The 12,474-nt window shown below is 70.5% G+C and carries 10 protein-coding genes; 5 read left to right on the top strand and 5 right to left on the bottom strand.

The features are described from left to right. Positions 1 to 64 precede the first annotated feature (64 nt). The 3 genes from pheS (at position 65) to RF645_RS10730 (ending at position 4,611) form a co-directional block, all read left to right on the top strand. Entirely contained in the window at positions 65 to 1,198 is a 1,134-nt protein-coding gene (gene pheS, locus RF645_RS10740) for a phenylalanine--tRNA ligase subunit alpha (RefSeq protein ID WP_058872308.1), read from the top strand. Position 1,199: 1 nt separating this feature from the next. Beyond that, on the top strand, positions 1,200 to 3,800 hold the full coding sequence (gene pheT / locus RF645_RS10735) for a phenylalanine--tRNA ligase subunit beta (protein WP_058872309.1): 2,601 nt from the start codon (positions 1,200 to 1,202) through the stop codon (positions 3,798 to 3,800). A gap of 73 nt (positions 3,801 to 3,873) precedes the next feature. Then, positions 3,874 to 4,611, top strand: a complete 738-nt coding sequence (locus RF645_RS10730) for a hypothetical protein (protein ID WP_058872310.1) — start codon at positions 3,874 to 3,876, stop codon at positions 4,609 to 4,611. Between the two features lie 89 nt (positions 4,612 to 4,700). Here RF645_RS10730 and RF645_RS10725 read toward each other — a convergent pair whose 3' ends face one another. From RF645_RS10725 to RF645_RS10705, 5 genes are all read right to left on the bottom strand, one after another. Next, positions 4,701 to 6,248 carry an AbgT family transporter gene (locus tag RF645_RS10725; protein ID WP_058872311.1) on the bottom strand — a complete coding sequence of 516 codons (1,548 nt, stop codon included), beginning with the start codon at positions 6,246 to 6,248 and terminating at the stop codon, positions 4,701 to 4,703. A gap of 7 nt (positions 6,249 to 6,255) precedes the next feature. Then, entirely contained in the window at positions 6,256 to 7,278 is a 1,023-nt protein-coding gene (locus RF645_RS10720; RefSeq protein WP_058872312.1) for a PHB depolymerase family esterase, read from the bottom strand. Between the two features lie 202 nt (positions 7,279 to 7,480). Next, positions 7,481 to 8,251 (bottom strand): creatininase family protein, encoded by a 771-nt coding sequence (locus tag RF645_RS10715; RefSeq protein ID WP_058872313.1) that lies wholly within the window; start codon positions 8,249 to 8,251, stop codon positions 7,481 to 7,483. After that, on the bottom strand, positions 8,248 to 8,955 hold the full coding sequence (locus tag RF645_RS10710) for a FadR/GntR family transcriptional regulator (RefSeq protein WP_058872314.1): 708 nt from the start codon (positions 8,953 to 8,955) through the stop codon (positions 8,248 to 8,250). The genes RF645_RS10715 and RF645_RS10710 overlap by 4 nt, the downstream gene beginning before the upstream one ends. A 147-nt stretch (positions 8,956 to 9,102) precedes the next feature. Beyond that, a complete protein-coding gene (locus tag RF645_RS10705) occupies positions 9,103 to 10,062 on the bottom strand; it encodes a quinone oxidoreductase (RefSeq protein ID WP_058872315.1) in 960 nt (319 codons plus the stop codon). Positions 10,063 to 10,193: 131 nt separating this feature from the next. Here RF645_RS10705 and argC point away from each other — a divergent pair, with 131 nt between their 5' ends. Next, complete coding sequence (gene argC, locus RF645_RS10700) at positions 10,194 to 11,246, top strand: N-acetyl-gamma-glutamyl-phosphate reductase (protein ID WP_024290189.1); 1,053 nt, start codon at positions 10,194 to 10,196, stop codon at positions 11,244 to 11,246. Continuing rightward, the gene (gene argJ, locus RF645_RS10695; protein ID WP_082677077.1) at positions 11,243 to 12,463 is read left to right on the top strand and encodes a bifunctional glutamate N-acetyltransferase/amino-acid acetyltransferase ArgJ; all 1,221 of its coding nucleotides are present in this window, start codon (positions 11,243 to 11,245) and stop codon (positions 12,461 to 12,463) included. The genes argC and argJ overlap by 4 nt, the downstream gene beginning before the upstream one ends. Positions 12,464 to 12,474 lie beyond the last annotated feature (11 nt).

The raw sequence follows: 12,474 nt of genomic DNA, 5'->3' as shown, positions 1-12,474 counted from the left end.
GGACCGCCCGCGTTCTGGCGCCGGGCCGATGAACCGAACCCGAGAGCGAAGGCACCTGTCGCACATGTCTGAGAGCACACCGGAGGGCGGGCCTCAGCAGGCGCCCTCTGCCGCCGCCCAGGCCGAGACCCCGACCGGTCAGGCCGAGACCCCGACCGTCGCGGAGTTCGATCCCACGGATGAGCAGGCCGTCGGCCGCGCCGTGGAGGAGGCCCTGGACGCTGTCCAGGCCGCCGCTGATCTCGACGAGCTCAAGGCGGTGCGCCTGGCCCACGCCGGCGATCGCTCGCCGCTGGCCCTGGCCAACCGGCGCATCGGCTCGCTCGAGAAGTCCCAGAAGGCCGCCGCGGGCAAGCTCATGGGCCAGGCCCGCGGCCGGGTGAACAAGGCGCTGTCAGCGCGCACCGGGGTGCTGGAGGCCGAGCGCGCCGAGCGCATCCTGGTCGAGGAGTCCGTGGACGTCACCGCCGCGAGCAGCCGTCGCCGGCTGGGCGGGCGCCACCCCATCAGCGCCATGATGGAGACCGCGCAGGACATCTTCGTGGGCATGGGCTGGGAGGTCGCCGAGGGCCCCGAGGTCGAGTCCGAGTGGTTCAACTTCGACTCCCTGAACTTCAAGCCGGACCACCCCGCCCGCGAGCTGCAGGACACGTTCTTCGTGGACCCGCCCGAGGCCCACCTGGTCCTGCGCACCCACACGTCCCCGGTCCAGATGCGCACCCTGCTGAGCCGTGAGCTGCCGGTCTACGTTGTGGCCCCGGGGCGGGTCTTCCGCACCGACGAGCTCGATGCGACCCACACGCCCGTGTTCCACCAGGTCGAGGGCCTCGCCGTCGACAAGGGCCTGACCATGGCCGATCTCAAGGGCACGCTCGAGCACTTCGCGCGCCAGATCTTCGGCCCCGATGCCCGGATCCGGCTGCGGCCCAACTACTTCCCGTTCACCGAGCCCTCCGCCGAGATGGACGTGTGGCACCCGCAGGCCCAGGGCGGTCCGCGCTGGATCGAGTGGGGCGGCTGCGGCATGGTCCACCCCAACGTCCTGCGCGCAGCCGGCGTGGACCCCGAGGTCTACTCGGGCTTCGCCTTCGGCATGGGCATCGAGCGCACGCTGATGTTCCGCAATGGGGTCCCCGACATGCACGACATGGTCGAGGGCGATATCCGATTCAGCCAGCACTTCGGAATGGAGGTCTGAGATGCGGGTTCCGCTGTCCTGGCTGCGCGAGTTCGCGCCGCTGCCCGAGGAAGCCACCGCCGAGCAGCTGCTGGAGACCATGGTCTCCGTCGGCTTCGAGGAGGAGGAGGTCATCCGCCCCGGCGATGAGCTCACCGGGCCCATCGTCGTGGGGCAGGTCCTGTCCCGCGAGCCTGAGGAGCACTCCAACGGCAAGACGGTGAACTGGTGCTCCGTGCGCGTGGTCCCGGAGGGCCAGCAGCAGACCCTGACCGGCGAGGGCATCGAGCCCTCCGGCGTGCAGGGCATCGTCTGCGGCGCGCACAACTTCGAGGTCGGCGACAAGGTCGTCGTGACCCTGCCCGGTGCCGTGCTGCCCGGTGACTTCCGGATCAGCCCGCGCAAGACCTACGGCCACACCTCGGCGGGGATGATCGCCTCGGCGCGCGAGCTGGGCATCGGCGAGGATCACGACGGCATCCTGGTGCTCGGCGATCTCGGCCTGGACCCCGAGCTGGGCACGGACGTGCGCGAGGTGCTGCAGCTCGACGAGTCCGCCGCCGACATCAACGTCACCCCGGACCGCGGCTACGCCCTGTCCATGCGCGGTGTGGCCCGCGAGTACTGCCACGCCGTCGGCGCTGCGTTCGAGGACCCGGCGCTCGCCCTGTCCGAGGCTGCACCCGCGCCGACGGAAGACGCGTTCCCCGTCGTGCTGGCCGAGGAGGCGCCGGTCCGCGGCGAGCAGGGCTGCACGCGCTTCGCGACCCGCGTGGTGCGCGGCATCGACCCGTCCCGGCCCACTCCGGTGTGGATGTCGACCCGTCTGCGCCTGGCGGGCATGCGCTCGATCAGCCTGCCCGTGGACATCTCGAACTACGTGATGCTCGAGCTCGGCCAGCCGCTGCACTTCTACGACCTGTCCCGGGTCGCCGAGCAGATCACCGTGCGCCGCGCCCGTCAGGGCGAGCAGCTGACCACGCTGGATGGCAAGCAGCGCGCGCTGGATCCCGAGGACCTGCTGATCACCGACGCCACCGGCCCCATCGGGCTGGCCGGGACCATGGGTGGCGAGTTCGCCGAGGTCGGCGATTCCACGACCGACGTCCTGGTCGAGGCTGCGCACTTCGATCCCGTGTCGATCGCGCGCACCGCGCGCCGCCACCGCCTGTCCTCCGAGGCCTCCCGACGCTTCGAGCGCGGCGTGGACCCGCAGCTGCAGGCCGCCGCCGCCGAGCGCGCCGTCCAGCTGCTCGTCGAGCTCGCCGGCGGCACCGCCGGACCCGAGGTCGGCGACGTCCGCGTCGAGGAGGCGGAGGCGCCCGTCACCATCCGCCTGGATGCGGACTATCCCGCCCGGCGCGTGGGCGTGGACTACTCGGCCGAGCGCGTGGAGTCCCTGCTCACCGAGATCGGCTGCACGCTCGAGACGCTGAGCCCGGCCGCCGAGGTCGAGGAGGAGCCCAGCGCCGCCGGGCAGGACGGCTGGCTGGTCACGCCCCCGTCGTGGCGGCCCGATCTGCGCGAGCCCGAGGACCTGGCGGAGGAGATCGCGCGCCTGGACGGCTACGACAAGATCCCGTCGCGGCTTCCCGTCGCGCCTCCGGGACGGGGTCTGAGCGCCGAGCAGGCCGGTCGCCGGCGCGTGCTGAGCGCCCTGGCCGCCGCCGGCCTGACCGAGGTGCTCGCCTACCCGTTCACCACGCCGGCCGACAACCAGCTGTGGGCCTCGCCCGAGCCCGGGTCCGAGGTCGACTCGGTGCGCCTGGCCAATCCCATCGCCGAGTCCCGCGGCGTGCTGCGCGCTTCGCTGATCCCCGGCCTGCTGGAGATCCTGCATCGCAACCGCTCGCGCGGGTTCCGCGATCTGCAGCTCTTCGAGTCGGGACTCGTCTTCCGCCCCGGCGCCCAGCTGGGCACCGGATCCATCCCTCCGGTCGGTCAGCGCCCGTCCGAGCAGGTCCTGGCGGATCTGCGAGGCGGGATCCCGGAGCAGCCCCTGCATATCGCAGCCGTCTTCGCCGGCGACGATGCCCCGGCGGCCCCTGGGTCCGACCCGCGAGCGCTGGGCTGGCGGGACGCCCTTGAGATCGCGCGTCTGGTCGGCGACGTCCTGGGCGTGCGCCTGAGCGTGGAGCAGGGTCGCCATCAGGCCTTCCACCCTGGGCGGACGGCGGTGCTGCGCCTTCCCTCCGGGGACCTCGTGGGCACAGCCGGCGAGCTGCACCCGCAGCTGGTCGCTCAGCAGGGCCTGCCCGAGCGCACGAGCGCCATGGAGCTGGAGCTGTCGGCAATCCTGGCCGCCCGCGACGGCGCGATCGCCGCCGAGCCGTTGAGCGTCCAGACCCCGGCCACGCAGGACGTCGCGCTCGTGGTGGATGCCGCTGTGCCGGCTGCCGAGCTGATGGTCACGATCCGCGAGGGCGCGGGCGAGCTCGTCGAGGACGTCCGCGTCTTCGACGTCTACCAGGGCGAGCACATCGAGACCGGGAAGAAGTCGGTGGCCCTGGCCATGCGGTTCCGGGCGCCCGATCGCACGCTGACGGCCGAAGAGGCCTCCGAGGCTCGCACGGCGGCGGTCGAACTCGCCGCGTCGAGACACGGCGCCGTCCTGCGCGGCTGAGCAGCCCGGGAGACCATCCAGCAACCGATGACCACCCTTCGCCAGGCCCCCGCCTGCGGGGGAGGAGAAGCACATGAGCACTGAGAACACCCCCGGGCCCTCCGCCGGGGGAGCCGAAGGCAGCCGTCGGCTGCAGGAGAACGGCCGTCGCGGCGATGGCGCGTCCAGCGCGTTCCGCGACGCCTTCTCCCTGCGCGGAGGCACGGACGGCGACCCCGAAGGAGATCCGCTCGAGGATCTCGGTGCGGGCGATCGCGAGGAGTCGGAGGTCATCGGCGCCACCTGGCCGCCGGTGATCGCAGTCGTGCTGGGCGTCATCCTGGCGCTGGTGCTGGCGATCGCCTCCTACTCGGCGTTCCAGCGCGCGGAGCAGCTGCAGGGCTGGGCCAATTCCACCTACGCGGTGACCGGCACCTACACCGACATGACGCACGATCTGCACTCGGAGTCCTTCAACCCCAAGTACGCGATCACGCTGCCGGACGACGAGGAGATCTCGGCCCAGCGCTTCGACAGCGGGCTGCAGGATCCGTTCACGCCGGAGCCGGGGCAGGCCGTGGAGGTGCGCGGCGAGGGCCGGGGCGATTCCGTGGACGACTTCGACGGGGAGGTCGACGTCCTGCTCGGCGTGCAGGACGGCGAGCTGCAGGTCCTGTCCACCGCAGAGGCAGGCTCGCTCGACGGCGGCATCACGGATCAGACCGTGTCCGCCCAGAAGACCCGGGGCGGGCTGCTGGCTGCGGCCTCGGTGCTGGTGCTGGGTCTGGGCATCGCCGGCGGGGTCATCCTGCGGCGGCGCAGCCTGCGCTGAATCAGGGTCTGCGCCTTTCGAATATGAAGCTGCGGGGCCGCACCCACGACAGACGTCGGGTGCGGCCCCGCAGTCGCGAGCAGGTCGGCTCAGCGCACGGGCGCACCTGGCCCCAGGGGAAGCCCGAGCATCCACCAGGCGAGGAACAGCAGCGTCCAGGAGAGGGTCATGCACACCGCCAGTGGCAATGTGTAGGAGGCCAGGGTCCCGATCCCGGCTGATCGCCGGTACTGCTGCAGGAACCCCAGGGCCAGGACGAAGTAGGGACTCATGGGTGTCACGGCCGTTGAGCCCGAGTCCGCGATTCGGAACAGAGCTTGCGTGGTCTCCGCCGGAACTTCCACGAGCATGAGCATCGGGACGAGCACCGGGGCAGTGATGGACCACATTGCCGAGCCGCTGGTGATCAGGATGTTCACCACGGAAAGCAGCCCCAGCACCAGCAGGAAGACGACAGGGATGGGGATGCCGGTGGAGTCGAGCAGAGCAGCGGACTCCACCGCGATCACGTCGCCGATGTATGACCACTCGAAGTAGGCCAAGAACTGCGCGATCGCGAAGAACAGGACCAGGACCGGGGCGATTTGTTTCACGCCCGAGGTCATCATCGCCGGCACGTCTTCCCACGCAGTGATCTCGCCGCTGAGCCAGCCGTAGACCATGCCTGCCAGGGCGAAGAGCATACCAACCAGAACGCCGATCCCATCCAGGAACGGCGAGTCCGTCAAGGACCCGCCCTCGCCGCGCAGCGGGGAGCTGGCAGGCAGAAGCAGAATGGTCGTCACGATCAGCACAGCGATCACTGCCAGGACTGCGATGATCATGGCCTTGGTCTCCCTGCCGCTCAGGCGCAGCGAGGTCTCGTCCACGTCGGCTTCCGGATCCGGATCGAGGTCTGGCCGGCGGGCCAGCACGAGATTGGTCACGAGTGTGATCACAAGTGCTAGAAGCACACTCGAGGCGATGTTGAAGAACCAGTTGCTCAGCGGGGAGACGTAGGCCTCCGGGTCGATGATATGGGCTGCCTCGGTCGTGATCCCTGCGAAGATCACGTCATTCGGAGTCGGGATGGGGCTGGCATCGTAGCCGGAGGCGATCGAGGTGTAGGCGACGACGATGCCCAGGATTGGGGATCGACCGACAGCGCGGAATGCCACGGCCCCCAGCGGGACCAGGATGGCGTAAGCGGCGGCGCTTGCCACGTGGGACATCGTGCCCGTGAAGGCAACTGCGAAGACGACCAGGAAGGCAGGGACCCGGGATATCGTGACGCGCATCAGGCCGTTCAGGAACCCGGTGCCCTCTGCCACGGCAACACCCATCATGACCACGACGATCGTCGCCATCGGGCCGAATTCGGCGAAGTTGCCGATGGCCGTGGACAGCGCCATGGACAGGCCTTCGACGCTCAGCAGATTGCGAACGACGACCTCTTCGCCGTCGCTGGGGGAGATCACCGAGACGCCCGACGCGGACATGATCGCGCTGATGACAGCCAAGATCGCGGCCAGGATCCAGAACAGCCAGAACGGATGGGGCAGGGCGTTGCCGATTCGCTCGATGACGCCCAGGATGCGCAGCACGCGGGGCAGCTTGTCGCCGTCGCGCTGTCGCTCGGAGAGATTGGCAGTGGTCATGATGGATTCACCTCGGCAGTCGGTAGTGATTCAGGGTGTTCCAGAGCAGGTCGGTGGCTTCGACGCTGTGGGTCGTGGCACCTCCGCCCGAGTAGGCGTCGGCTCCTGGCCAGGTATGGCCGCCTCCCTGCACCCGCACGTGCGTGACTTCTGCTCCGCGGTGGCAGCCTCGGTGCCTGTCGATCTCGATGTCCGCGGCGGGGGAGCTCGTCGTGACGGCGCCGCGGCAGCCATTGCGCTCGGCCCAGGCGGCCGTCCAACCGGGGATCGACGGGAGTCCTCGGGCCGGATCGCCGTCGTAGGGGATGGTTGCGTCAGCCGTGCCGTGCATCTCGACCACGGGCACCGGACGAGACGGCGAGCACTCCCGATGGCCGGTCGCGTAGAAGGCCCCGGCCACTGGAGCGATTCCCGTGATCCGCTGCGAGCGCTCGCAGGCCAGGATTCCGACGAAGCCCGCGCCGTTGGACTTCCCGGTCGCGTAGACCCGTGAGGTGTCCAGACACAGATCTCCCTCGAGCTGATCGAGCAGGTCGTCTACGAAGGCCAGGTCATCGACTCCTTCGGCCGAATAGGGGGCTCCCTCCCAAGCCTGGCGTGGATCCTCGAGGCTCCCGGGGACGCCGTCGGCGTAGACGACGACGGCCGGCAGGTGGTCCAGTCCCGAGAACTCCTGGGTCTCGGCGGCAGTGCTGCCTCGGCCGTGGAAGACGAGGACCACGGGCCAGGTCTTCTGGGCGCTGTAGCCCTCAGGCAGGTGCTGGATGTAGGTGCGCTCGAGCCCTCCGCTGCGAACAGAGCCCGGCTGGGAGCCCGCGGCAGTCTCCTGCTCGGAGGGGGCCCTCCGATCCTTCGCGCATCCGGCGGAGGATCCGGGTATGTCGCTCTGAGCGCGGGGCTGCTGGGGTCGGAGGTCCTGAAGGTCGAGCCCGTCGATCGAGCCCGTCGCGCTGACGCTGGGAGCCATGGACATGCCGATCAGCAGCACGAGGGTGGCGGCGCGTGCGGCGATCCTGGGGGATCCGGACATGAGGGAACTCCTGTTCGCTGATGGGGCTGAGAGGACGAAGCAGACGGCTGCGAGGTCGGCGTACGCGGTCGGCGGAAGGCTCTGGAGGGGCCTGTTCGAACGCATGAGGGTGCACAGGATCGCGGACGGGGCCGCGACGACGGCCCGTCCTTAGGTCCTGCGGATGCTGCTGTGGGTCAGGGGAAAGGGAGCGTGAGGCTCGTCAGAGCTGAGCCCAGCGGCCCAGGAAGTCGCAGATCCTCTCGGTGATGGTCTCGATCAGCTCGGCGCCGAGCTGCTCGGTAGCCTGCCGGGGGTCGCCAAGCACGCCGTTGGGCGTCAAGTCGTCCCAGGAGCGGGTCAGGGTGGGATGGGAGACGCTGCGGGCCAGGGCGCTGAGGGGGTCGAGATCCTCGGGACGCGTGGGGCCAGGCTCGAGCAGATCGCGGCGCACCAGGTCGGGTGCCACCTCGAGCATCTGGGCGGTCTCGGCCTCACCGCAGTGCCCGTGCACCGCGCTCACTCCGGCGGAGCGCACGATGTCCGCGGCTACAGAGGTCAGCGGGGTCCAGGCGAACTCCAGATCGGGATCGGATGCCAGCAGGTCCTGGGCGATCGTCGTGAGGCTGGCGTTGTTCCCGCCGTGCCCGGTCACGACCAGGATTCGGTGGAAGCCCTGACGGTGCAGACCCACTGCGATCTCGCGGACCAGCGCCGTGAAGGTCCGCGTAGTGAGGCTGACCGTGCCGGGGAACCCGAGATGGTGGGGAGAGACGCCGATCGGCAGCGTGGGGCCCAGCACGGCGTCGTCCGGAAGCCTGCTGACCACACGCTCGGCCACGGCGTCGGCGCGATAGGTATCGGTTCCGAGCGGCATGGCCGGACCGTGCTGCTCGAGGGCTCCCACGGGCAGCACGACGATCCGGCCGGCCTGCGCGCTGGCTGCGGCCTCAGCGGAGGTCATCTCCGCCAGGCGGGTGGCTGCGGGGCTCATCGCTGCTCGCCTCCGTCAGCATCCTGGGGATCCGCAGGGGCCGAGGTGGCGATGGCATCGCGAATGCCCTGCAGATGAGCGCGCGTCAGCTCGGCGGCGCGATCGGCGTCGCGCGAGCGCACGGCCTCGAGGATCTCGAGGTGCTCGGCATAGTCGCGCTCGCGGTCATCGAAGCGCAGGCGGATCTCCATCTGCTCGCCCATGCGCTGCGACAACAGGGCTTCGATGGTTTGCTCGAGCAGCGGATTGCCCGTGCAGGCAGCCAGCTGGGTATGGAAGTGCAGGGCGGGGCGGGCCCTTCGCGGCGGATCCACGAGAGCATTGGAGGCTGACTGGGTCAGCAGGCTCAGACCCTCGCGGGTGCGGTGCTCGGCCGCGCGGGCGGCGATAGGCGGCTCGAGGGACAGTCGGGCATCGTCCAGCTCGAGGATGCTGCGCAGGGTGATCGGCGGCTGGTGGGGGTTGCTCATGACCGAGCGGGTCAGGCCATCGGCGACGTAGACGCCGCTGCCGTGGCGCATCTCGACCACGCGGGCGGCCTCCAGGCGCCGGAGGGCCTCCCGGATCGTCGGCGTGGTGACCTCGAAGCGCTCGGCGAGGGATCGGGAGGGCTCCAGGGAGTCGCCGGGCTGCAACTGCGAGGCATGGATGTGCTCCACGATCGACTGCGCCAGGCGCTCGGAGAGGGATGTGATGTGCGGCATGAAAGTGACTAAATCACTTTCCGTGAGGTGAGGCAAGTCACCTTTCGCATTGACGACCCGCAGCGGAACGTCGCAGCGGCATATGACAGCGGCGGGGGCCGCGGTGATCGGGAATCGCCACGGCCCCCCGTCGTCTGCGAAGGCGACTCAGAAGGTCAGCAGCAGCTTCCCCTGGGTCCTGCGGGATTCGAGGTCGCGGTGCGCCTGAGCGGCGTCGTCGAGGGAATAGGTGCCGCCCACGCGGATCTTCAGGCCGTCCTCGATGGCCTCGAACATCTCGCGGGCCCGCCACTTCCGCTCCTCCTCGGTGTGCATGTAGGCGTTGAGCGACGGGCGGGTCACGTACAGCGAGCCCATGGCGTTGAGGCGCTGCAGGTCGAACGGGGGGACCTGCCCGGACGACCCGCCGAAGAGCACGACCATGCCGCGCAGGTGCACGGCGGCCAGGGACTCGTCGAAGGTCGTCTTGCCCACCGAGTCGTAGACCACGTCGGCGCCGCGGCCGCCGGTGATCTCCTCGACGGCATCGGCGAAGCCCTCGTAGGGCAGGACATGATCGGCGCCCAGCGATCGGGCGGTGTCGGCCTTCTCCTGGCTCGAGGTCAGCCCGATCACGGTGGCGCCCTGGCGCTTCATGAGCTGGATGGCGACGCCGCCCACGCCGCCGGCGGCGGCGGTGATCACGGCGGTGGTCTCCGGGCCGACCGGGAAGGTCGAGCGGGTCAGATAGTGGGCCGTGAAGCCCTGCAGCGGCAGCGCGCCCGCGGCATCGTCGGAGACGGACTCGGGCACCACCACCACGCGATCGGCATCGACCACGAACTTCTCGGCGTAGGTGGCCCGGCCCTGCGAGGTCGTGATCCGCTGCCCGACCTGCAGGGAGTCGACGCCCTCGCCCAGGGCGATGACTTCGCCACTTCCCTCGGTGCCCGGGGTGAAGGGCAGCTCGACGTCGTAGACGCCCTCGCGCTGGTAGGTCTCGATGAAGTTGACCCCGGTGCGGCGGGTGCGCACCAGGACCTCTCCGGGTCCCGGGACCGGATCCTCGACCTCGCTGACGGTGAGGACCTCCGGGCCCCCGTGCTGCGTGAGGGTGATGGCGCGCATGCTGGTCTCCTTCTTTCGGGGCGGACGGAAGCCGCCGGTCGGTGCGTTCCTGACCACCGAGCCTAGTCTTCGCCGCCGCGCCGAGTGCATAAATATCGACATACCTGCATAATCTTGCGTAGGATGTCCGCATGACCTTCACCGCAGCAGTCTCAGGAGCCAGCGGCTACGCCGGGGGAGAGGTGCTTCGTCTGCTGATGCAGCATCCCCAGGTGGAGATCGGCGCCGTCGCGGCGCACTCCAGCGCCGGTCAGCGGCTGGGCTCGCTGCAGCCGCACCTGCACGGGCTCGCCGATCGGATCATCACGGACTCGAGCCTCGAGCAGCTGGCCGGGCACGACATCGTCGTGCTCGCCCTGCCGCACGGCGCCTCGGCCGAGATCGCGGCCCAGCTTCCCGAGTCGACCATCGTGATCGACGCCGCGGCCGATCACCGGCTCGAATCCGCCGAGGCATGGGAGCAGTTCTACGGCAGCGCGCACGCCGGGACCTGGCCGTACGGCCTGCCCGAGATGATCGTGGCCCCGGACGGCACCCGGCAGCGCACCCGACTGGCGAAGGCGAGCCGCATCGCGATCCCCGGGTGCTATCCCACCGGCTCCCAGCTGGCCCTGGCGCCGCTGGCCGCGGCCGGGCAGATCGAGCTGCAGGACATCGTGATCGTGGCGGCCTCCGGCACCTCGGGGGCGGGGCGATCGCTGAAGCCGCACCTGCTGGCCGCGGAAGTCATGGGCGGCATGTCCCCCTACGGCGTGGGCGGCGTGCACCGGCACACCCCGGAGATCGAGCAGGGTCTGGGCTGGGCCTCGGGCCGCAGCGACGTCGCGGTCTCGTTCACCCCCACCCTGGCGCCTATGCCCCGCGGCATCCTCACGACCGCCACGGCCCGGATCGCCGAGGGCGCCGGTGCGCAGTCCGTGCGCGAGGCGCTGGAGGAGGCCTATCGCGACGAGCCCTTCATCCATCTGCTGCCCGAGGGGCAGTGGCCCACCACCCAGGCCGTCCTGGGCTCGAACCACGTCCAGATCCAGGCGGCCGTCGATGCCCGCGTGGGGCGCGTGATCGTCAGCTGCGCGCTGGACAACCTCGTCAAGGGCACGGCCGGCGGAGCCGTGCAGTCCATGAACATCGCCCTGGGCCTGCCCGAGCAGACCGGGCTGACCCAGCAGGGAGTCGCACCGTGAGCACCGTCCACCCCTCACAGGACCCGGCGGCCGGGCTGAGCGTCGACACCTCCCGCGGCGTCACCGCAGCCGCTGGATTCCGCGCCGGCGGCGTGACCGCCGGATTCAAGGCCTCCGGCGGCGACGACCTGGCCGTCGTGATCAACGACGGCCCCAGTGCGGCCGCCGCCGCCGTGTTCACGTCGAACCGCGTGGCCGCGGCCCCCGTCCACTGGTCGCGCCAGGTCGTCGCCGACGGCGCCGCCCGCGCGGTGATCCTCAACTCCGGCGGAGCCAATGCGTGCACGGGCCCGCAGGGCTTCCAGGCCTCGCACGAAACGGCCGAGCTGGTCGCCGAGGGCCTTCAGGTCGGCGCCGGCGAGGTGGTCGTGTGCTCCACCGGACTGATCGGCGTGCAGCTGCCCATGGGCGTGATGCGCGCCGGCATCCCCGAGGTCCTGGCCGATTCCGCAGCGGATGAGGCGGCCGGGCTGCGCGCGGCCCGGGCGATCATGACCACCGACACCGTGCCCAAGCAGGCCGCGCACACGAGCCCCGAGGGCTGGAGCGTGGGCGGGATGGCCAAGGGCGCGGGCATGCTCGCCCCGGGACTGGCCACCATGCTCGTGGTGCTCACCACCGACGCCGAGGTCCGCCCGGAGGTCCTGCAGCGCAGCCTGCGCGAGGCCTGCGCCGTGACCTTCGACCGCGCCGACTCCGACGGCTGCATGTCCACCAACGACACCGTGACCCTGCTGGCCTCGGGGGCCTCCGGCATCAGCCCCGACGAGCTCGAGCTCACCCGTGCGCTGAGCGCCGTGTGCCACAGCCTGGCCCAGCAGCTGATCACCGATGCCGAGGGCGCCGCCCACGACATCGCGATCACCACCATGGGCGCCGCCTCCGTGGTCCAGGCCGAGACGGTCTCGCGCACGGTGGCCCGCTCGAACCTGTTCAAGACCGCGATCTTCGGCAACGACCCCAACTGGGGCCGGGTCCTCTCGGCCGTGGGCACGACCGATGCCGAGTTCGATCCGGACGAGCTCGACGTCTCCATCAACGGCGTCATGGTCTGCCGCGGCGGGATGATCGGCGACCCCCGGGAGGGCGTGGACCTGGCGTCGTCGCGAAAGGTCGAGGTCGTCGTCGACCTGAAGGCCGGGGCGCACGAGGCCACGATCTGGACCAACGACCTGACCCACGACTACGTCGAGGAGAACTCGGCGTACTCGTCCTGAAGCCGCCCGAG

Origin of the sequence: Kocuria sp. CPCC 205260 (genome assembly GCF_040981045.1) — a bacterium.
GTDB lineage: Bacteria > Actinomycetota > Actinomycetes > Actinomycetales > Micrococcaceae > Kocuria > Kocuria palustris.
This window is presented reverse-complemented; position numbering and strand designations above follow the sequence as displayed.

Coding starts and splice junctions, on each gene's coding strand:
- pheS (WP_058872308.1), top strand. CDS start 65: ATGTCTGAGAGCACACCGGAGGGCGGGCCTCAGCAGGCGCCCTCTGCC.
- pheT (WP_058872309.1), top strand. CDS start 1,200: ATGCGGGTTCCGCTGTCCTGGCTGCGCGAGTTCGCGCCGCTGCCCGAG.
- RF645_RS10730 (WP_058872310.1), top strand. CDS start 3,874: ATGAGCACTGAGAACACCCCCGGGCCCTCCGCCGGGGGAGCCGAAGGC.
- RF645_RS10725 (WP_058872311.1), bottom strand. CDS start 6,248: ATGACCACTGCCAATCTCTCCGAGCGACAGCGCGACGGCGACAAGCTG.
- RF645_RS10720 (WP_058872312.1), bottom strand. CDS start 7,278: ATGTCCGGATCCCCCAGGATCGCCGCACGCGCCGCCACCCTCGTGCTG.
- RF645_RS10715 (WP_058872313.1), bottom strand. CDS start 8,251: ATGAGCCCCGCAGCCACCCGCCTGGCGGAGATGACCTCCGCTGAGGCC.
- RF645_RS10710 (WP_058872314.1), bottom strand. CDS start 8,955: ATGCCGCACATCACATCCCTCTCCGAGCGCCTGGCGCAGTCGATCGTG.
- RF645_RS10705 (WP_058872315.1), bottom strand. CDS start 10,062: ATGCGCGCCATCACCCTCACGCAGCACGGGGGCCCGGAGGTCCTCACC.
- argC (WP_024290189.1), top strand. CDS start 10,194: ATGACCTTCACCGCAGCAGTCTCAGGAGCCAGCGGCTACGCCGGGGGA.